Consider the following 21,476-nt stretch of genomic DNA (forward strand, 5'->3'; position numbering starts at 1 on the left):
CTTATTGGGACGGATGCTTTTTATTTTACACCACACACATATTGAAAGGAGATTATGGCGATGGCTAATATCCGCATCACTTTTCCGGATGGTGCTGTTAGAGAATACCCGAGCGGTGTCACGGTTGAAGACATTGCCGCATCCATCAGTCCGGGATTAAAAAAGCAAGCGATTGCCGGCAAATTCAATAGTCAACTCGTTGATTTGCGCCGTCCGCTTCATGAAGATGGAACGGTCAGCATTTTAAAAGAAGATGCGCCGGAAGCGCTCGAAATTCTTCGCCATACGACGACACATGTCATGGCCCAAGCGGTCAAACGCCTCTATGGTAAAGTAAAGCTTGGCGTAGGACCCGTTATTGAAGAAGGTTTTTATTATGATATGGATTTGGAAACATCGCTGAATCAAGACGATCTAGCAAAAATCGAAAAAGAAATGCAAAAAATTATCGACGAAAATCTTGAAATCAAGCGGGAAGTCGTCACCCGTGAAGAGGCGATTGCCCTTTTTACTGAAATGGGAGACAATTTAAAGCTTGAATTGATTCGCGATATTCCTGAAGGGGAAACGCTGACCCTTTATCGTCAAGGGGAGTTTGTTGACCTTTGCCGCGGGCCGCATTTGCCGTCAACCGGAAAAATTAAGGCGTTTAAATTATTGAGCGTCGCAGGAGCTTATTGGCGTGGCAACAGTGAAAATCAAATGCTACAACGCATTTACGGCACAGCTTTTTACAGTAAAAAAGAACTGGAAGAACATTTAAACCGTATAGAAGAAGCGAAGAAAAGGGATCACAGAAAACTTGGCAAAGAGCTTGAGCTGTTTATGTTTTCTGAAGAAGCACCGGGGATGCCTTTTTATTTGCCTTACGGTATGATTGTCCGTAATGAATTGGAGAATTTTTCAAGAAAACTGCAGACGAAACACGGATATCAAGAAGTTCGCACACCGTTAATGATGAACCGGCGGTTATGGGAACAATCAGGCCACTGGGATCACTATCATGAAAACATGTATTTTACGAATGTCGATGATGTGCCTTTTGCCTTAAAACCAATGAACTGCCCGGGACATATGCTGATTTTTAAAAGCAAGTTAAGGTCTTACCGTGATTTGCCGATTCGAATGGCGGAGTTTGGTCAAGTTCATCGTCATGAATTAAGTGGTGCCCTAAGCGGAATGACTCGGGTACGGACATTTGTCCAAGACGATGCCCATATTTTCGTCATGCCGAGTCAGATTGAGTCAGAAATAAAAGGGGTTATTAAGCTCATTGATGAAATGTATCAAACTTTCGGGTTTACGTATGAAGTGGAACTCTCAACACGGCCGGAAGATTCCATGGGTTCCGATGAGCTTTGGGAACAAGCGGAAGCAGCCTTAAGCAATGTGCTTCATGATTTAAATCTGGACTATAAATTAAACGAAGGCGATGGAGCTTTTTATGGACCAAAAATAGATTTCCATATCAAGGATGCATTAGGACGTAGCTATCAATGCGGAACGGTCCAACTGGACTTCCAGATGCCAGAGAAATTTGATTTAACCTATATTGACGACAAAAATGAAAAAGCTCGACCCGTTGTCATTCACCGGGCCATCTATGGGTCGATTGACCGTTTCTTTGGTATTTTGATTGAGCATTTTGGCGGCGCTTTTCCAACTTGGCTTGCGCCGGTGCAAGTGAAAGTGATTCCGGTCGCATCAGCCCATCATGACTATGCCCAGCGAATTGCCGATGACTTGCAACAAAGCCTCATCCGCGTAGAAGTGGACGACCGAGATGAAAAACTCGGCTATAAAATCCGCGAAGCCCAAACGATGAAAATCCCGTACATGCTCGTTGTCGGCGATAAAGAAAGAGAACAAAATGCTGTCAATGTGCGCAAATACGGCGAGAGCGATTCGAAAACCGTCGCCTTCAACGATTTTAAAGAAAGCCTCTTAAACGAAATTAAAGAGAAAAAATAATAAAATGGCGCGTCTACCGCAAAACGGTAGGCGCCTTTTTTGCTTTTCCAAGCGACATGAAGCATGAAATACAAAAAATTCCCTTTAGACCTAATCCATTGAAATTTCAGAGAAATACTTGCCAACGATATCCTGAAATAGTATTTTTGTATTATACTTTTTTCTATTCAAAACAGGACGTGTTAAGACGAGAAGAGAGAGCAGCTAAAAATGACAAGTTTGTTCGGAATATTCCTGCTTGCTAGATTAAAAGGGGGTTGTCATATGCTGTCTGAGGTTCTTAAAATCGGTGTCAAATTTATTATATCTGCGCTTGGCATTGTTTTTGTTGGTGCCTTGCCGAGTTTGTTTAACGGCATGTCCTTGGATTTTTCCAGTTATATTAATCAAATTGTAACAGCTTTTTCGCAATTGCTGAATCCGGGTCAGCTTGTTTACATAGAAAAATCCGGGGAGCGACCGTTATTTCCGCATCTCTTTGCCCCTTACTTTTATTCTATGATTGAGCTGGATGAGTCATGAAAATGCGCAGACGCTCCATAAACTGGAAAAATAAAGGCTAAATATGTAAAAAACTGGAGCATATACGCAAAATGAAGGCGGAATCGACCAGAAAGTGCGCAAAAACAGCATTTATGCGCATTTTTGAGCTGGATGAGTCATGAAAATGCGCAGACGTTCCATAAATTGAAAAAATCCTGGACTAATCTGTAAAAAACTGGAGCATATGCGCAAAATGAAGGCGGAATCGACCAGAAAATGCGCAAAAACGGCATTTATGCGCATTTTTCAGCAGGCTGAGGCGCGAAAATGAGCAGACACCCCATTATTTGGAAAAAATCAAGTCTAAATTTAGGGGTATACCCGCAAAAATCTACCAGAACTCGCCGTGAAAATATGCAAAAACGGCGTTAAGCGCTTTTAACCGAGCGAAGATTTCTTTCTAGAGACGAGAAGGGGGTTATTATGAAGGTTTTTAAGCAACCTATGTTTGTGATCGGTTTTTTATTTGTCGGACTGCTTCTTACCGCAAGCATTGTTTACCATTTTAAATATGACGATCATATTCCGAAGGCACCATTACTCTTGATGAAGGATGGGAAATTACTCGGACAGACGCCTTACAGTCCAGCCCTCGTTCCACCGGCGGGTACGGACCAGTCAGGACGGAACTATGGCGCCATGCTTTTAATTGGGGCAAAATATACCTTGGGAATCGGAATTTTAACGGCACTCCTACGCGTTTTGTTTGGTGCGGTCCTCGGTACGATATACGGATTGTATTTTTATCGCTTTAAAGCCATTGTGACAGGGCTTCTTGATGGGTTTCATTATATCCCGCTCACGTTGCTTGCATATTTATTGTTAAGCCCGGTATTGATCATGGATTATACTACCGAAACGTTTGCATACTCATTCATGGCGCGTCTTTCATTCGAAGTGATTCTCTTAGCCGTTATCGCCTTGCCCGTCGTCTGCGTGAATATCGGCAACGAAATTGGTGAACACATGCATCGTGAATACATTATATCGGCAAAAGTATTGGGTGCTGGACGCTTACACATTCTTTTCAAACATATCATGCCGCATTTAATGCCTAAGATCATTTATATCTTGCTGCAGCAAACCGTCCAAGTGTTGATCGTTTTGGCTCATCTGGGGATTTTGCAATTATTTTTGGGTGGCACCTTAAAAATTGGCTATCCCCCGGATACGCTCTCACAAACCGGCGAGTGGGCGGGGCTCATCGGTCAAAACTATAAAGTCGTCGCCTCTGGCTTGCATACTTGGCTTATTTTTGCTCCCCTAATTTTATTAAGTTTATCCGTCCTCGCGTTTAGCTTTATGGCTGAAGGCTTTAAAAAGACAATGATGTCCATGGGGAGAAAGCGACCGGCGGGGAGCAAGCGTGTGGTGGATGAACGGCCACGAACATTTACGGAAGATGACCTTTTTACACCAGTCAACCGTCGTCATGTCATGGTCGAGTAAACGAGCGTTTCTGTAAAATGACGTTGCCAATGGCGCAAATAGGCTCTCGCTTAATTCGCCGAGCGAATAGGTGTCACGGTGATGAAAAGCATCAAACGAAAACAATAACTAATCCATAACGGGATGATTTTTCGCACGCTCCCTCTCCAATAAAAATGCTTTAGTCTGAAATAGGCTTGCCTTTGTCCGCAGATGGTGTTATACTATGGATCGTAAAAAGTATTCAAGCAGAAGCGCCCAGCTTCTCACCTGATCGACGCGACGTTTTCTCGCTGTTGGCGGGTCCCGATAAGCGATTCGTTTAATTGTTGACAACGCAAAGGGGAAGGTGTGGGCGTATGCCTACACCTTTTTTGATTCTGCTTAAATTCGATCGCTTGCGCGTACCATCGGAGAAATGCCGGGCAAAATTTTTGGAGGTGGCTCAATATTAGCAAAGAGATGTTTGTCAATGAAGCCATTCGGGCAAGACAAGTGCGTTTGATTGGGCAAAACGGGGATCAACTCGGAATTAAAACGAAGCAAGAAGCCCTTGATATGGCGAGAAACGTAAATCTTGATCTTGTGCTGGTGGCACCAAACGCGAAACCGCCGGTCTGCCGGATTATGGATTACGGAAAGTACCGCTATGAACAGCAAAAGAAGGAAAAAGAAGCGCGTAAGAATCAAAAAGTCATTAACGTTAAAGAAATCCGTCTGAGTCCAAGCATTGAGGAACATGATTTTAACACAAAATTGCGCAGCGCCAGAAAGTTCCTTGAAAAAGGCGATAAAGTTAAAGCGTCCATCCGTTTCCGGGGGCGTGCGATTACCCATTCCGATCTTGGCCGCCAAGTGCTTGAACGACTGGCCAAAGAATGCGAAGACATCGGCGTTATTGAAGCCGCACCGAAGATGGAAGGCCGCAGCATGTTTCTTATCCTTGCACCAAAAAATGAAAAATAGCCGATGGATCGCCGTGGAAAGGGCGAATCCGGAGCGGCATGCGCATCGAAGAACGATTATTAGCTTATAGGGAGGATTTATCATGCCTAAAATGAAAACCCATAAAGGGGCAGCGAAACGCTTCAAACTGACCGGATCCGGAAAAGTGAAACGCACACACGCTAACCGCAATCACTTCTTCCGCAACAAAACACAAGATCAAAAGCGTAAATCGCGCCAAAGCGGCCTCGTCTCACCGGCCGATACGAAACGCATCAAGAAGCTTATCAACGAATAATACGCGAGACTTATCATCGTGAATTCAGGAGGTTTTTACCATGGCAAGAGTTAAAGGTGGTTACGTAACCCGCCGTCGTCGTAAAAAAGTTTTAAAACTGGCCAAAGGTTATTATGGTTCTAAACATAAATTGTTTAAAGTCGCTCAACAACAAGTATTCCAATCCTTGCAATTTGCTTATCGCGACCGCCGTCAGCGCAAACGCGACTTCCGCAAATTATGGATTGCTCGGATCAATGCAGCGGCTCGCATGAACGGCATTTCCTATAGCCGCTTAATGCATGGATTAAAGCAAGCCGGTATCGAAGTTAACCGCAAAATGCTTGCAGATCTCGCCGTTAACGACGAAAAAGCCTTTACAGCGTTAGCTGAAAAAGCCAAAAAAGCGATCAACGCTTAATAACAATGAGGTTGCCCCAGAAGATGACGAACGGGGTAACCTCATTTTTGCTTTAGTGGAGCTGTGATGAGTTTTTTATAACATTATTTAGTTGAGTCGCACAAGCCAAATTTGCAAGCATTTTTACGACTACACGTTTTAAAGGACATTGATGATTGGGCAATTTAAACGAAAATCGTTATGATAGAAGAGAAGCAAAAAGGATGGAGGTTAATCATGACATATACGGTTAAATTCAAGAAGATTCATCAGGATGCCCGTTTGCCGGAACGCGCCCATGAAGGGGATGCCGGACTCGATTTATATTCTGTAGAAGAAAAAGTGATTCAACCGGGCGAAGCCGCGTTGGTGGCGACGGGTCTGCAAATGGAATTGCCGAAAGGAACCGAAGCTCAAGTTCGGCCGAGAAGCGGTTTGGCTCTGAAACACGCCGTGACATTGTTGAACAGTCCAGGAACGATTGATGAAGGATACCGCGGTGAAATCAAGGTGATTTTAATTAATCATGGAAAACACCCTTTTAAGGTTGAAAAACAGATGAAGATTGCCCAAATGGTCATTGCTCCAGTTTTGCCGGTCACCGTTGTGGAAAGTGAATGGCTCTCGGATTCACAAAGAGGTACAGGCGGGTTTGGATCTACAGGTTTGAAATAACTCGTGGACGTCCGGCTAATACAGATATTGGACATAGCGGTAAATGAAGGCCATTTCAAAACGGACGATAAAATAAAAATTTGTGAGTTCATGCATTTTTTTGTATAATATATTTCGGAAGACGAAATTTCAAAAATGCATTTTTTCATAACTTATGTAAAAGGCGTTGAACATCGGACAACGTCAAAGCGGACAACCTTAATAGGAGGATCAAAAACATGAGTGAACTGGATTCGAGACTGACAATGCTGAAAGAACTCACGGATGCGAAAGGGATTTCCGGAAACGAAAGAGAACCGCGTGAAGTCATGAAAAAATACATAACCCCGTACGCCGATGAAGTCACCCAAGACGGCATCGGAAGCTTGGTGGCCAAAAAGGTCGGGGATGCGTCAGGCCCGAAAATCATGGTAGCGGGTCACCTCGATGAAGTCGGTTTCATGGTGACACAAATTGATGATAAAGGTTTTCTGCGTTTCCAAACAATCGGTGGTTGGTGGGAGCAAGTGATGCTGGCTCAACGCGTCACGGTCGTCACCAAAAACGGCGATATTCCAGGCGTTGTCGGTTCCAAGCCACCACACGTCTTGCCGCCGGAAGAACGGAAAAAACCGGTGGACAAAAAACAGATGTTCATTGACATCGGCGCCGCGAGCCGCGAGGAAGCTTTATCCTTTGGCGTTCGCCCCGGCGATATGGTTGTTCCGGTATGCGATTTTACGGTCATGAAAAATCCCAAGTACTTGATGGCTAAAGCGTGGGATAACCGGATTGGCTGTGCGATTGCCATCGATGTCCTAAAAGAACTAAAAGGCGTCAATCACCCGAACATCGTTTATGGCGTTGGCACCGTACAAGAAGAAGTTGGCTTGCGCGGGGCGCAAACTTCGGCACACCTCATTCAACCGGACTTAGCGTTAACCGTTGATACTGGGATACCCGGTGATACACCAGGTATGTCGGAGCGTGATGCCCTGTCCAAGTTGGGGAACGGTCCGCAAATCATCGTCTATGACGCTTCTATGATCGCCCATAAAGCTCTTCTTGATTTTGTGACGAGCGTGGCGGAAGAAAATAACATTCCGTATCAATACGATTTTGTCCCGGGCGGTGGAACCGATTCCGGACGCATACATTTGACCGGTAATGGCGTGCCGTCTGTATCGATTACGATCGCTACCCGTTATTTACACTCATCAGCATCCATCATTCACCGCGATGACTATGAAAATGCAGTCAAATTACTTGTTGAGGTCATCAAACGCTTAGACAGCAACAAAGCTAAAGAAATCATTTTCGGATAAAAAGCTTTAAATAACAAGAGGTTGACATGGCGATGGATTTCGCTTACGTCAACCTCTTTTCCTCATTTTAAACCCCTTTCGCAAGGTTATCGACCATCATCTCCCGTTGGCTTTCATCTGATTGTTGCCAAATAATCTCAAATAAAACCCCAAGACCTGGAAGCATTTTTTCTTGTCCATCGCGAATGGCATCCACAATTGTGTCGCGTAATTGCTCTTTTGTATTATCGGCTATATTATGTTTAATGGCTGCGCGAATATTGATATCCATTTTTCTTAGCTCCTTTACTTTTTTCCTTAGTATTGGTTAAATAATTAAAGTTATGTAATGGATGAAGCAAAAGGTGATGAAAGCATTGAAGCGGATTGAAAGCGCACAAAATCCCACTTACAAAGAATGGCATAAGTTGTTGCGGCGAAAAAGTCGCGAGAAAGCTGGTCTTTATTTGATTGAAGGTCCGCATCTTGTCGGTGAGGCCTTAAAGGAACCGGGGGTCGTCCATACCCTTATTTTCAACGAGTCTAAGGCCTATAAAGAATGGGATGAATATGATATCCCGAAAATTCAATTGACTGACTCTTTATTTCAGAAGCTCAGTACAACAGAGACGCCACAGGGCGTGCTTGCCGTTTGTCGGCTGCAAAGCGTAGCACCGCCTGAAACGGCGAAACGCTTTTTATTGATTGATCGCGTCCAAGACCCGGGTAATCTCGGGACATTAATTCGCACCGCTGATGCGGCGGGAATGGACGCTGTTTACCTTGGTGCTGGGACAGTTGATCTGTATAACCAAAAAACATTGCGAAGCGCTCAAGGTTCACATTTCCATCTTCCCGTTGTACAACAGCCATTAGAACAAGTTTTGGAGGATTTAAAGAAAAAAGGCATCCCGATTATCGGGACGTCGCTAAATGGACAACGTCTTGAGGACATAGAAGGGCCGATGGCTTCTGCCTTTGCATTAATCGTTGGAAATGAAGGTGAAGGCGTACACCCGGATATTTTGGCGATGACCGATATGAATGTGAAAATCCCTATTTTTGGTCGAGCCGAATCACTGAATGTGGCCGTTGCTGCAGGCATCCTCATGTATCGCCTCCGCGGTATTTAATTGTCAGCAAATACTTTAGGAAAAGGATGCTCGATGGGATTCACCGGACGGAAAGCAACATTGCAAATAAAAAGATTGACTTATATTTAGACTAAATCTAAAATAAGAATTAAATGAGGGGGCCCACTCATGAATACAAATATAAGGCTAACACCCCAGAGGAAGGCCGTTCTTGAGGTCATCAAAAATTCCAATGACCACCCGACAGCAGGCGATATCATCGAACGGCTGGCAAGGGATGGCTACCATTTTGCCTATGGGACGGTTTATAACTCTTTAAAATACTTAACAGATAATGGATTGATACGAGAGTTGAAGCTTGGAGAAGGCGTAAGCCGCTATGACGGCAATTTACATGACCATCATCATCTGCAATGCAAGATATGTGGCAAAATTGATGAAGTTGACCATGACATCTCTCCGCAATGGTTAAAAGACATAGAAAAAGAGACAGGATTTGCGATCGAATCACACCAAGTGATGTTAAAAGGAATTTGTCCATCTTGCCGGGAGGGTGATTCTGGTTAAAGACTCTATTGGAGGTGGCTTTTTCAATGGCTGATCAAGAAAAACAACCGAAAAAAATGACGACGGCTTTCGGTGCCCCGGTGCCCAATGATACGGATTCGAAAACAGCCGGCCCACGCGGCGGACTGCTTATGGAAGACTTTTGGTTTATTGAGAAAATGGCTCATTTCGACCGTGAAGTCATACCGGAGCGGCGCATGCACGCCAAAGGCTCGGGGGCTTACGGTACTTTTACGGTGACCAATGATATCACACAATATACGAAAGCGGCGCTTTTCTCCGAAGTCGGCAAGAAAACTGATTTATTCATCCGTTTTTCAACGGTCGCCGGCGAGCGCGGGGCAGCCGATGCGGAACGCGATATCCGAGGGACGGCCATCAAGTTCTATACGGAAGAAGGAAACTGGGATTTAGTGGGGAATAATACACCGGTCTTCTTCTTGAGAGATCCAAAACGGTTCCCGGATTTAAACCATGTGGTGAAGCGTGATCCGAAGACGAACATGCACAGCGCTCAAGCCAATTGGGATTTCTGGACGTCGTTACCGGAGGCGCTTCATCAAGTCACGATTGTGATGAGCGATCGCGGGATTCCTGCGAGCTACCGGCATATGCACATGTTCGGAAGCCATACGTACAGTATGTTCAATGCCAACAATGAACGCGTTTGGGTGAAATTCCACTTTAAAACCCAACAAGGGATAAAAAATCTAACGGACCAAGAAGCGCAAGAACTCATTGGCCGCGACCGTGACAGCCACCAAAAAGATTTATATGAAGCCATTGAACGGGGCGACTATCCAAAGTGGACGATGTATATTCAAGTGATGACGGAAGAACAAGCGCGAAAGCTGCCGTATAATCCGTTTGATCTGACAAAAGTTTGGTACCATAAAGATTTTCCGTTAATTGAAGTCGGCGTTGTGGAATTGAACCGCAATCCCGAAAACTATTTTGCTGAAGTCGAACAAGCGGCGTTTGCTCCGACCAATATTGTACCGGGAATCGGTTTTTCACCGGATAAAATGCTGCAAGGACGTCTGTTCTCTTATGGTGATACGCAGCGCTATCGCCTTGGCGTTAACCATTGGCAAATTCCGGTGAACTACCCGAAAAACGCGAAGAACTTCCATCCATACCATCGCGATGGCGCCATGAGAATTTTCAATGCAGCGGAAGGCGGACAAATCTCTTACAGTCCGAATAGCTATGGCGAATGGCAGGATAGCAAAGAACATCAAGAACCGGCATTGGACATTTTCGGGACGGCCGATTACCATAATTTCCGTGAAGATGATGATTTGTATTACGAACAACCCGGTAAGCTGTTCCGGCTGATGTCGAAAGATGAACAACAACGCCTGTTTGAAAACACGGCCCGCGCGATGCAAGGAACGACGAAAGAAGTACAAATACGTCACATTACAAACTGCTTTAAAGCTGACCCTGCTTATGGTGAAGGGGTAGCCAAAGCGCTTGGCATTCCGATGAGCGAAGTGGAAGCGGCCGTTACGAAATAAAAATGAAAAAAGGTTGACTCAAATGTTAGAGGTCAGCATCCATCAAAACCGGGTATAGAGTGGTTCTAAAAAGTGAACCACTCTATTCTATTTATGGACCGAGCTAAGAACCAAACTCACCTTTTTTCAAGTGAAAGATGCCATCTGTTTCCATTTCATTTTTGCCCAAATATCTTAACAAAGGTTGCACGCGCAATCAAAAATGCCTATACTATTAAATTAGACAGATGGATAGTGAATGCGATGAAAGAGAGTAGTACTTAAGATGTCGCCATACAGGGAGGAGGCGTCAGCGACTGGAAGCGCCTCTATGGAGGACCTTAAGGAATTCGCTCCGGAGCTGCCTTCCGAACACCTTTAAGGTTAAGGTTGTGCCGGCTGTTGGCCGTTATCTAATGAAGTGAACAATGAATGAACTTTCATTGTTAACAAGGGTGGTAACGCGGTCATCCCGTCCCTTCCAGGGGCGGTTTTTTTATTTTATATACAAATGAAATGGAGGACCGTCATGAAAGACCAATTGGAAGCACTCAAAAGCGAAGCGTTGGCTTCAGTTCAAGAAGCGTCGGATCTAAAGACGCTACAAGATCTGCGCGTGAAATATTTAGGGAAAAAAGGCCCGATCACAGAGGTGTTGCGCGGCATGGGGAAACTCTCCCCAGAAGAACGACCCGTCATCGGCCAGTTGGCGAACGACATCCGCAATGCCATCCAAGCAGCGATTGAGGATAAACAAAGGAAGCTGGAAGAAGAAGCGATCCAGAAACGGCTTGCTTCTGAAACCATTGACGTGACTTTGCCCGGGCGCGTGATGCCGAAAGCTAATATTCATCCTTTAACAGCCATTGTTGAAGAGATCGAGGATTTGTTTATCGGCATGGGCTTTTCGGTTGAGGAAGGGCCAGAAGTAGAAACCGATTATTATAATTTTGAAGCCTTGAACTTACCAAAAGATCATCCCGCCCGCGATATGCAAGATTCCTTTTACATTACAGAAGACTTATTGCTGCGCACGCAAACTTCACCGGTTCAAGCGCGCTCGATGGAAAAGCATCGCGGCCAAGGCCCAGTTAAAATCATCTGCCCGGGGAAAGTGTATCGCCGCGACAATGACGATGCAACACATTCCCATCAGTTCATGCAAATCGAAGGGCTTTATGTCGATAAAAATGTCCGCTTAAGTGATTTAAAAGGCGTCTTGACCGTTTTTGCGAAAAAGATGTTTGGAGAAGACCGTGACATTCGTTTCCGACCGAGCTTTTTCCCTTTTACGGAACCATCGGTGGAGATGGATATTTCTTGCTTCCGTTGTAAAGGCGATGGCTGTTCGCTGTGCAAGCATACGGGTTGGATTGAAATTTTAGGATCAGGCATGGTGCATCCCAATGTCCTTGAAATGTCCGGTTTTGACCCGAAAGTTTATACCGGTTTTGCCTTTGGCATGGGCCCGGAACGCATTGCGATGTTAAAATACGGCATCGACGATATTCGTCATTACTATACCAACGATCGCCGCTTTCTCAGTCAGTTTAAGCAGGTGTAAGGAGGACGTGTCATGAAACTTTCTTTTAAGTGGCTTAGCGAATATGTTGATCTTTCGGGGATTACGCCAGAGGAGCTTGCCGAAAGAATCACGAAAGCTGGCATTGAAGTCGAACACATCACCGACCTCAGCCGCGGGATAAAAAATGTCGTAGTCGGTTTGGTCAAAACATGTGAGCCGCATCCGGATTCCGATCATCTTCATCTATGTCAAGTGGATCTTGGTGACGAAGTCGTGCAAATCGTTTGCGGAGCACCGAATGTGGCAGCCGGACAAAAAGTCGCCGTCGCAAAAGTCGGCGCCGTTCTTCCCGGCGATTTCAAAATTAAAAAAGCGAAATTGCGCGGGCAAGTGTCCGAAGGGATGATCTGTTCTTTACAAGAGCTTGGCGTGGACGGCCATCTTGTACCAAAAGAATATGCGGACGGCATTTATGTTCTAGATGAAGAAGCCGTTGTCGGTCAAGATGCCTTGCCATACATGAATCTTGATGATGTCATTTTGGAATTGGATATTCTTCCGAACAGCGCCCATTGCATGAACATGATCGGGGCGGCTTATGAGGTGGCAGCGATCCTGGATCGGGTCATCAAGCTTCCCGCACCGTCGGTAAAAGAAATAGAGCAGAAGGCGTCCGATAAAATCGCCGTGCAAATCGATGCCAAAGATGGCGTGCCTTTTTACGGCGCCCGTGTCATTGAAAACGTGACGATTGCGCCTTCCCCGCGATGGCTGCAAAACCGCTTGATCGCTGTTGGTATCCGGCCGATCAATAATATCGTCGACATTACGAACTATGTTTTAATGGAATACGGTCAGCCGCTTCATGCTTTTGATTATGACCGATTTGGCTCAGATCAGGTGCTTGTCCGGCGGGCCCGTGACGGTGAAAAAATCACGACACTCGATGACCAAGAGCGAACGCTTTCTGCAGAAGATCTTGTGATTACAAATGGGGAACGCCCAATGGCTATTGCCGGTGTGATGGGCGGTGCCGAGTCGGAAGTGACGAATGAGACGAAAACCGTTTTACTTGAGGCGGCGCTTTTTGATGGCCGTTCGATTCGCCGCACATCCTCCCGCTTAGGGCTTAGGACTGATGCGAGCAGCCGCTTTGAAAAGGGCATCGATCCCAATCGGGTGATGGAAGCTGCTGACCGTGCGGCGCAATTGATGTGTGAGTTGGCTTCCGGAACCGTTTTGCAGGGGATCGTCCAATCGGGCGAGGCTCAAGTGCCGCCCCGTGCGATTTCCATGCCGTGGGCAAAAATCAATGCCGTACTCGGCACATCACTGTCCAAAGATACTATTCTATCTGTTTTCAGAAGGCTGCGTTTTCAAGCGACCATTGATGGCGATGCGTTAACGGTTTCCGTACCTTCGCGGCGGCCGGATGTCGCCATTCCGGAAGACCTGGTGGAAGAAGTGGGACGTATGATCGGTTATGATCACATTCCCGCGACCCTCCCGGAAGGTGCCACAGAAGGAAAACTGACGGATTATCAGAAAAAGCACCGGATGGTCGAACGCTATATGACGGGTTCTGGTCTGTATCAGGCGGTGACTTATTCGCTCACCTCAGAAGATAAGGTGGGAGCTGTTTCTTTAATTGAAGGGGAAGGGTTCCGACCCATTAAGCTTTCCATGCCGATGTCCGAAGAACGCGCGGTGCTCAGACAAAGTCTGTTGCCGGAGCTTCTCGACGTTGTAAAATACCACTTGAACCGCCATATGAAAGATGTTGCACTGTTTGAGATGGGGAAAGTCTTTTTAACGAAGGAAGAAAAACTTTCCCAGCAGCCGGTGGAAACTGAGCGGCTCGCCGGCGTTTTAACCGGTTATTTTCGGCCGGATGATTGGCATCATGATGGTTTGAAAGTGGACTTTTTTGCCGTAAAAGGCTTGCTGGAAGGATTAATGGCGCTGCTCGGATTATCGGATCGGATCAGTTTTGTGCCCTCGACCCGGAAAGGATTGCACCCGGGACGGACGGCAGACATTTTGCTGGATGACGCGGTCATCGGTTTTTTGGGCCAAATCCATCCGGTATTGCAAAAAACGCTTGAGTTGAACGATACGTATGCCTTTGAAGTCGATCTCCGGACCCTTTTACAAAGTGAAGTTCCGGCATTGCGCTATCGAAGCCTGCCGCGCTTTCCTGCGGTCACAAGGGATATTGCCTTAGTTGTCGACCAGGACGTGTCGGCGGGAGAACTCACTGAAGTCATTCAAAAAAGCGGTGCACCGTTATTGAAAGAAGTCCGCTTGTTTGATGTCTATACAGGGGAGCGTTTGGAAAGTGGGAAAAAATCGCTGGCCTTCTCCCTGACTTATCTGGATCCTGAAAGGACGCTCACAGATGAAGAGGTTACGAAAGTCCATAATCAAGTTTTAAATGAACTAGAAACACAGCTTGGTGCCGTGTTAAGAAGTTAAAGCGTTAAGTGGATAGAATGAAAAGAGGTTGACATAAAGCGTCGGTCATACCCGACCTTTACTGTCAACCTTTGATTTTAACTGGAAGGAAGCATAAATTTTTTACAGGGCTAAATAAGTTAAACGAAGAAACCGCATGCCACAAGGTTTGGCAAGCGAAGTTACTTTAGAGAAATGAAAAAGATTATACCAGACGTTTAGCTTTTTCCGTATTGGCGAAGTGAACCTTAGCGATTTTTTTTAGGAAACTTTCCCCCTTGGTGCGAATGATTTCTGCACCGGCATCATCGACAACCGCCCCCGCTCCTTTTGGTAAGTCTAATCCGGCTTCAGTTGACAATTGGCTGAGGGCTTTCAAAAAAACATAACGGGCAAGAACCGATGCCGTGGCAACCGAGAGATGTAAGGATTCTGCTTTTGTTTTAAAAAAGATAGGTTTAGGGAGGGGATCTGGTCGCTTACGGGTCGCTTCGAAAAACTGCTTCGGTGCTGTAAACTGATCGATGAGGCAGCCATCAAAGGTTTTGCCATCCAATTTTTTTATGACATTTGATAGGGCTTGATGATGCAAGATCGCTTTCATTTGCGTTTGCGTATACCCTTTTTCGACGAGCTGATTGTATTTTTCATTTGATAATGTCAAGATGGTATTGGGAACGAGTTTTGAAAGGGGTGCGGCCAGTTCCTTAATTTTAGCATCAGTAAGGGTTTTGGAATCACGGATGCCCGTGGGGAGATTTCTTTTAATCTCCTGGTCGACAAATGCCGCACAGACAACAATGGGCCCAAAATAATCACCCGTTCCCACTTCATCTGAACCGATAATGGCCAGTTCCCCGATATTTTCGGGCGGCAAAAAGTCATGGTCTTCCAGTTTGTTATTTTTTTGGTTCGGTTTTGTTGGCAGGGATTTTGACCATTCTTCCCATATAGTAGCCTCATCCAGCGCGCGCTTCCCCTGAAATAATACTTTTCCGGATCGGTACGCGGTAATGGCGCAATCGTTAACCTTTGCGCGAAATATGGCACCGGTAGGACATTCGTTAACTAAATGATCGGTGTAAAAAGCTTTCATTTTTTCTATCACATCATGATGCACGGTAAGTACCGCCTGACTCATGCGCTTCACTCCTTTCCCTCATTATAGCCGAGTGGTTCAATGGACTCTAGTCGATTCGTCAAAACAAGAAAGATTCTCACCAACACTTGACATATTTCCATGCAGGAAACATCCTTTAATAGAGAAATAGTTTTTGTTATGATAAAAGAAATGGCTGTTAATGTGCGGGAATTCTTAATACCCTCCGCGCTTGGTATTCGTAAGATTGTAGGATTATAGAGGAGACTGGTTCATGTTAGATCTGATTTTGTTATTGCTTCTTTTAGCTGGTTTTTTAATGGGCGCACGGCGCGGTCTTATCCTTCAAATTGTGCATTTAACGGGTTTTATAGCGGCATACGTCATCGCTTATATGTATTATGATGATTTAGCGCCGAAAATCAAGCTATGGATTCCGTTTCCAACAACAACGAGCACGAATGCGTTCTTTTCCATTCTTGACCATACGAGTCTCGAAATGGCGTATTATCGAGCGATCTCGTTTATCCTTTTGTTCATCGCCGTAAAAATCATTTGGCAAATTCTCGGGTCGATGTTAGATTTCCTTGCCGATTTACCGATATTAAGAACCATCAACCGTTGGCTCGGTGCGCTTTTTGGCTTTACCGAAATCTATTTGATAATGTTTTTATTGCTTTACATTGGGGCGTTGTTTCCATATGGCGGGATCGAAAAAGCGATTGACCAATCGTATATCGCCCATGTCATGATTGAAGACACACCGTTTCTATCGCATAAAATTCACGAACTTTGGATTGATTTTTCCGCGGCTAAAGGGCCGACGCTCTGATAAAAGGCATGCACCGCGAACGGTGGATGTCTTTTGTTTTACCGATAAGAAAGGCCTATCCTTTTTTAGGCTGGCATAAGAGCGGTGAAGGTTCTGCTTCGGTAAAGGGCTCAAGTGAGACGCGTTCTCTTTATGAAAGGGTGAGACGTTTGAATAAAAAAGAAGTTTGCCGCGTTTTAGAGTTGATTGCGACCTATATGGAAATTAAAGGAGAAAATCCGTTTAAAATAGCGGCATTTCGAAAAGCGTCTGCCGCACTTGAAAACGATCATCGGAGTCTCATGCAAATCGAGGACCCGACAACCCTCCCCGGAATTGGTAAGGGGACAGCTAATGTGATTAAAGAATTAATCACCACTGGCGAATCCACATTGGTAAAAGAATTGCAGGCTGAAATTCCCGAAAGTCTATTAACATTGTTAAAGATTCCCGGGCTTGGCGGGAAAAAGATCGGAAAACTGTACCAACAGCTCGGGATTACTGATCTCAATAGTTTAAGAAAAGCGTGTATCGAAAAGCGCGTCCAGACCTTGGAAGGTTTTGGCGAAAAAACACAAGAGAAAATCTTGCAAGCGGTGGAAGCTTACAGTCAGAAACCGGAGCGTCTGCCAATCGCCTATATGATACGGCTTGCCGAAACGATTGAAAACGCGCTTCGTGAGATTCCGGAAATCGAATGTGCAAGCCGCGCCGGAAGTTTACGGCGGGTGAACGAATGGATCAAGGATCTAGATTTTGTCATTGCGACTGAAATGCCCGAAAATACAGCCGTTGAAATCAAAAAGCGTTTGGACATCCGGGAGGTCACGGGCGAAGGGTCGACGAAAATGTCTGTCATCCTGAACGATGAATACGGAGTTTCCGTTGATTTTCGCTTTGTGACCAGGAATGCGTTTGCCACAACGCTGCATCATTTTACGGGATCCAAAGAACATAATGTCGAAATGCGCCGGCTCGCCAAAGAACGTGGAGAGAAGATCAGTGAATATGGCGTCGAGCGCCCGGATGGCACCTTGTTGACATTTCCAACAGAGGAGGCATTTTTTCAGCACTTCGGTCTTGCTTTTATTCCTCCGGAAATGCGTGAGGGTAAGGATGAAATCGATGTTGCAAAGGTTGAAGAAACATCGGAGTGGATTGATTTATCGGCGGTGAAAGCCGACTTACACATGCATACGACTTGGAGCGATGGGGCTTATACCATTGAAGAAATGGCGGAAGCCGCCATGAGAAAAGGTTATGACTACATTGTGATTACGGATCATTCCCAATCCTTAGTTGTCGCAGGAGGTCTATCGGAAAAACGTTTAAAAGAACAACGGGAAGAAATCGAAAGACTGAATGCGAAATACGGCGATTCATTTAAAATATTTGCTGGAGTGGAAATGGATATTTTACCGGATGGCCGCTTGGATTACAGCGATGACGTCCTTGATGAGCTTGATTTTGTCATCGCCGCCATCCACAGTGCTTTTTCGCAATCGGAAGAAAAAATTATGTCACGCCTCACTCAAGCCTTACGTCATCCACGCGTCCGTCTTATCGCTCATCCGACGGGCCGCATCATCGGCGGGCGACCAGGCTATGCTATTAATATAGAAAAATTGATTGATCTGGCGTCTGAAACGAACACGGCTTTAGAGCTCAATGCCAACCCGAATCGCTTGGACCTTGCCGTCAAGTGGCTTTCACGTTGTCAAGAAAAGGGCGTCAGAATCGCCATTAATACGGATGCCCATTCATTGGAAATGCTAGAGGATATGGCGCTTGGTGTCGCTTATGCCCGGCGCGCCCGTATCCGCAAGACATCCGTGTTAAATACCATGACGCGGGATGAATTCGAGGCGTGGATTTCGGCTCCGAAATACGAAGGCTTTTTAGGGGGAAATGATGTTGTTTGAACGCGCAATGCATTTATTGGAATATGAGAAAATCAAAAAGCAATTGTGGCATCATGCCGCCTCAACGCTCGGGCAAAAGCAAATTGAAACATTGAAACCGGAAAATGACCGAAAGGCGGTTCAAGCGATGCTTGCGGAAACAGATGAAGCATATCAAGTGCTCAGGATGCGCGGGCACTTACCTTTCGGGGCGGTAACAGACATCCGCCCGTTTGTTAAAAGAGCTAAAATCGGAAGCACCCTGTCTGCAAAAGAACTCGTGGCTGTGGGGGATGTGATTTTTGCTTCTCGTGTGGTCAAGCAGTTTATTCAGGAAACGTGTGATGAGTCGTCGGTTTCCCTCCCCATCATCCAGAGTCTTTCGGATGCTCTAGACCCTGCGCTGGATGTAGGAAAAGCGATCCGGCGTTCCATCGATGAACAAGGTTATGTCCTCGATAGCGCCAGTGACCAATTAAGGGAAATACGGGCACAAATACGATCTTATGAAAGCCGGATTAAGGAGAAACTTGAGAACATCATCCGCTCATCCCGCACGCAAAAAATGCTTTCGGAAGCGATTGTCACCATCCGCAATGACCGATATGTCGTGCCGGTGAAACAAGAATATCGTCAGGCATTTGGCGGCATCGTCCACGATCAATCGGCTTCAGGGGCGACGCTTTTTATTGAACCGCAGTCTGTGGTTGACATCAACAACCATTTAAGTGAGAAAAGAGCGAAGGAAAAACATGAAATCGAGCGGATTCTTGCGGCATTGACGGCAAAAGTGGCAGAAGAAGCCGAACGCCTTCTTAATGACATCGACGTGTTAAGCCGCATCGATTTTTGTTTTGCGAAAGCGAAGTATGCCATGTCCATCAAAGGGGGTCTGCCGAAGTTGCGCGAAGATGGCCGGTTTAAATTGAAAAAAGCGCGCCATCCCCTCATCGATCCGCAGAAAGTCGTGCCGATCGATATCGAAGTCCAAGGTGATATTCATTCCATTATCATCACCGGACCAAATACCGGTGGGAAAACCGTCACCTTAAAAACAGTGGGGCTTCTGACGCTCATGGCTCAATCGGGTTTGTTTATACCGGCTGAAGACGGTTCGGAAATGAATGTTTTTGAACGGGTATTTGCGGATATCGGTGATGAGCAATCCATCGAGCAAAATTTAAGCACCTTTTCCTCACATATGACCAATATCGTGACCATTTTGGATAATGTCAATGAAAAGAGTTTAGTCCTTTTTGATGAACTTGGGGCGGGGACGGACCCGCAAGAAGGGGCAGCCCTATCCATCGCGATACTGGATCATGTTTTCTCGCGCGGTGCAACCGTTATCGCGACCACGCATTACAGCGAATTAAAGGCGTATGCCTATGAAAAACAAGGCGTCATTAACGCGAGTGTTGAGTTTGATGTCGAGACGCTCTCACCGACCTATCGTTTATTGATGGGTATTCCCGGCCGAAGCAATGCTTTTGAAATATCGAAGCGACTCGGTTTATCAGAAGCCATTATTCAAGAGGCAAGAAGTCTGATCGGCGCTGACACGGCAAAAATAGATCAAATGATCGCTTCACTTGAAAACAGTCGGAAAGAAGCGGAGAAGGCCGAACAAGAAGTCAAGCGTATAAAAGCAGAAATGGCAGAGAAAAAAGCAGAATGGGAAGAGAAAATTGCGCAGTTTGAAAGGGAAAAGAATCAGCGCCTCCGTCAAGCAGAAGATGATGCGCGTGCCAAAATGGAAAAAGCCAAGCAGGAAATCACCGCTCTGATAGAGGAGTTACGGCAGTGGCGAAAAGAAGATAAGCCCGTCAAAGAACATGAACTCATTGATGCCAAAACACGAATGGAACAAGCGATGGCTGCCCTTAAAGGTGAAACCCAAAGTCTGGAGCTGACGTATAAGAAGAGAGAACGAAAAAGTTTTCAACCCGGGCAGGCTGTCAAAGTGCCCCGCTTCGGTCAAATCGGTCATATCGTCGAAAAAATCAGCGACCATGAATATCTTGTGCAAGTCGGTATTATGAAAATGAACATCAATGCTTCTGATCTCGAAGCGGCTAAGGAGGAAAAGGCAGAAAAACCGATCGTCAGAGTGAAGACGAGTGCCGCTCCGGTGCGCTCCGAACTGGATTTGCGGGGCCTCCGCTTTGAGGAAGCGATGCATCGACTCGAGAAGTTTTTGGATGAAGCCATCCTTGCAGGGTATTCACGGGTTTCGATCATTCATGGGAAAGGCACCGGCGCCCTTCGGAATGGTGTTAAAAAAGTCCTGCAAAACCATCCAAGAGTGACATCCTCCCGGTTAGGGGCTTACGGTGAAGGCGACAGCGGTGTGACCATCGCGGAATTAAAATAAGGCTTACCGGGTTCAATGAGGTGAAAACGCTTGGAGCTTTTTGAAAAAAGCGTCTACTTTCGAACTTTAGCCGACTACAGTGCCGTGATTTTATGCACGATCGTTTTCCTTGCCGTTTTTGAACTGCTGACCAAATACCGGAATTGGGAAGAGATCAAAAACGGCAACCTTGCCGTCGCATTGGCAACTGGTGGAAAGATTTTTGGGATTGCCAACATCTTCCGTGTCACCTTGTCCGAAAGCGATTCATTGCCATCCGCTATTTTACAAGGGTCTTTCGGCTTTTTGCTTTTAATGGGCGGCTACTTTATCTTTGAATTTTTAACGCCTTCATTTAATATTGATGAAGAAATTAAGAACGGTAATAAAGCGGTTGGCTGGATGGCGATGATGATTTCCATCGGATTGTCCTATGTGATTGGTGCCGGTCTTTCCGGCTCTTCTTTTTAACATCTCGTTGTCACAAATTCCTTTCGAAGGAGCTTTTAACATGGAAACTCTCGCCAAAGTGCTCATCGGCTGTTGTATTGTTTTTGCTCTAGCAGGAATCATTTATTTAATCTATCAGTAATGAAATGAAAAAATATTATAAGTTTAAAGGATGTTTTTTGAAAAGGTTTACATTATAAT

General features: G+C 45.6%; 19 protein-coding genes and 2 other annotated features (1 of these 21 cut by a window edge). Of the genes, 17 read left to right on the forward strand and 2 right to left on the reverse strand.

The window, feature by feature from the left end:
- Positions 1–5 (forward strand) — a binding site (T-box leader) (it extends 215 nt beyond the left edge of the window).
- A gap of 49 nt (positions 6–54) precedes the next feature.
- The 8 genes from thrS to H532_RS0102220 all read left to right on the forward strand — a co-directional run bounded on the left by thrS (position 55) and on the right by H532_RS0102220 (position 7,543).
- Positions 55–1,971: a threonine--tRNA ligase gene (thrS, locus tag H532_RS0102185; RefSeq protein ID WP_027724108.1), complete on the forward strand. Its 1,917-nt coding sequence runs from the start codon at positions 55–57 to the stop codon at positions 1,969–1,971.
- A 264-nt stretch (positions 1,972–2,235) separates the two neighbouring features.
- Positions 2,236–2,493 carry a hypothetical protein gene (locus tag H532_RS0102190; protein WP_027724109.1) on the forward strand — a complete coding sequence of 86 codons (258 nt, stop codon included), beginning with the start codon at positions 2,236–2,238 and terminating at the stop codon, positions 2,491–2,493.
- 444 nt (positions 2,494–2,937) lie between these two features.
- Entirely contained in the window at positions 2,938–3,963 is a 1,026-nt protein-coding gene (locus H532_RS0102195) for an ABC transporter permease (RefSeq protein WP_027724110.1), read from the forward strand.
- 441 nt (positions 3,964–4,404) lie between these two features.
- On the forward strand, positions 4,405–4,908 hold the full coding sequence (gene infC / locus H532_RS0102200; protein WP_027724111.1) for a translation initiation factor IF-3: 504 nt from the start codon (positions 4,405–4,407) through the stop codon (positions 4,906–4,908).
- Between the two features lie 82 nt (positions 4,909–4,990).
- Positions 4,991–5,185, forward strand: a complete 195-nt coding sequence (rpmI, locus tag H532_RS0102205; protein ID WP_027724112.1) for a 50S ribosomal protein L35 — start codon at positions 4,991–4,993, stop codon at positions 5,183–5,185.
- Positions 5,186–5,225: 40 nt separating this feature from the next.
- Positions 5,226–5,585, forward strand: coding sequence for a 50S ribosomal protein L20 (gene rplT, locus H532_RS0102210; RefSeq protein WP_027724113.1), 360 nt, complete (start codon positions 5,226–5,228; stop codon positions 5,583–5,585).
- Positions 5,586–5,801: 216 nt separating this feature from the next.
- Positions 5,802–6,239: a dUTP diphosphatase gene (gene dut / locus H532_RS0102215; RefSeq protein ID WP_027724114.1), complete on the forward strand. Its 438-nt coding sequence runs from the start codon at positions 5,802–5,804 to the stop codon at positions 6,237–6,239.
- 218 nt (positions 6,240–6,457) lie between these two features.
- Positions 6,458–7,543, forward strand: a complete 1,086-nt coding sequence (locus H532_RS0102220; RefSeq protein WP_027724115.1) for a M42 family metallopeptidase — start codon at positions 6,458–6,460, stop codon at positions 7,541–7,543.
- A 67-nt stretch (positions 7,544–7,610) separates the two neighbouring features.
- Here H532_RS0102220 and sspI read toward each other — a convergent pair whose 3' ends face one another.
- Complete coding sequence (gene sspI, locus H532_RS0102225; protein ID WP_027724116.1) at positions 7,611–7,814, reverse strand: small acid-soluble spore protein SspI; 204 nt, start codon at positions 7,812–7,814, stop codon at positions 7,611–7,613.
- 85 nt (positions 7,815–7,899) lie between these two features.
- Between sspI and H532_RS0102230 the strand changes: the two genes are divergently transcribed.
- The 5 genes from H532_RS0102230 to pheT all read left to right on the forward strand — a co-directional run bounded on the left by H532_RS0102230 (position 7,900) and on the right by pheT (position 14,682).
- Positions 7,900–8,655, forward strand: a complete 756-nt coding sequence (locus H532_RS0102230) for a TrmH family RNA methyltransferase (RefSeq protein ID WP_027724117.1) — start codon at positions 7,900–7,902, stop codon at positions 8,653–8,655.
- 129 nt (positions 8,656–8,784) lie between these two features.
- Complete coding sequence (locus tag H532_RS0102235) at positions 8,785–9,183, forward strand: Fur family transcriptional regulator (RefSeq protein ID WP_027724118.1); 399 nt, start codon at positions 8,785–8,787, stop codon at positions 9,181–9,183.
- Positions 9,184–9,209: 26 nt separating this feature from the next.
- Complete coding sequence (locus tag H532_RS0102240) at positions 9,210–10,703, forward strand: catalase (protein WP_027724119.1); 1,494 nt, start codon at positions 9,210–9,212, stop codon at positions 10,701–10,703.
- 234 nt (positions 10,704–10,937) lie between these two features.
- Positions 10,938–11,165, forward strand: a binding site (T-box leader).
- Between the two features lie 46 nt (positions 11,166–11,211).
- Entirely contained in the window at positions 11,212–12,246 is a 1,035-nt protein-coding gene (gene pheS, locus H532_RS0102245; RefSeq protein ID WP_027724120.1) for a phenylalanine--tRNA ligase subunit alpha, read from the forward strand.
- Positions 12,247–12,258: 12 nt separating this feature from the next.
- A complete protein-coding gene (gene pheT, locus H532_RS0102250) occupies positions 12,259–14,682 on the forward strand; it encodes a phenylalanine--tRNA ligase subunit beta (protein WP_027724121.1) in 2,424 nt (807 codons plus the stop codon).
- A gap of 184 nt (positions 14,683–14,866) precedes the next feature.
- Here pheT and rnhC read toward each other — a convergent pair whose 3' ends face one another.
- The gene (gene rnhC, locus H532_RS0102255) at positions 14,867–15,802 is read right to left on the reverse strand and encodes a ribonuclease HIII (RefSeq protein ID WP_027724122.1); all 936 of its coding nucleotides are present in this window, start codon (positions 15,800–15,802) and stop codon (positions 14,867–14,869) included.
- A 232-nt stretch (positions 15,803–16,034) separates the two neighbouring features.
- Here rnhC and H532_RS0102260 point away from each other — a divergent pair, with 232 nt between their 5' ends.
- The 4 genes from H532_RS0102260 (at position 16,035) to H532_RS0102275 (ending at position 21,296) form a co-directional block, all read left to right on the forward strand.
- Positions 16,035–16,592, forward strand: a complete 558-nt coding sequence (locus H532_RS0102260; protein WP_027724123.1) for a CvpA family protein — start codon at positions 16,035–16,037, stop codon at positions 16,590–16,592.
- A 197-nt stretch (positions 16,593–16,789) separates the two neighbouring features.
- Complete coding sequence (polX, locus tag H532_RS17615; RefSeq protein WP_245566391.1) at positions 16,790–18,493, forward strand: DNA polymerase/3'-5' exonuclease PolX; 1,704 nt, start codon at positions 16,790–16,792, stop codon at positions 18,491–18,493.
- Positions 18,486–20,846 carry an endonuclease MutS2 gene (locus H532_RS0102270; RefSeq protein WP_027724124.1) on the forward strand — a complete coding sequence of 787 codons (2,361 nt, stop codon included), beginning with the start codon at positions 18,486–18,488 and terminating at the stop codon, positions 20,844–20,846. The genes polX and H532_RS0102270 overlap by 8 nt, the downstream gene beginning before the upstream one ends.
- 30 nt (positions 20,847–20,876) lie before the next feature.
- Positions 20,877–21,296, forward strand: coding sequence for a DUF350 domain-containing protein (locus H532_RS0102275; RefSeq protein WP_027724125.1), 420 nt, complete (start codon positions 20,877–20,879; stop codon positions 21,294–21,296).
- Positions 21,297–21,476 lie beyond the last annotated feature (180 nt).

The organism is Tuberibacillus calidus DSM 17572, from assembly GCF_000430685.1.
In the GTDB taxonomy this organism is placed as follows: domain Bacteria; phylum Bacillota; class Bacilli; order Bacillales; family Sporolactobacillaceae; genus Tuberibacillus; species Tuberibacillus calidus.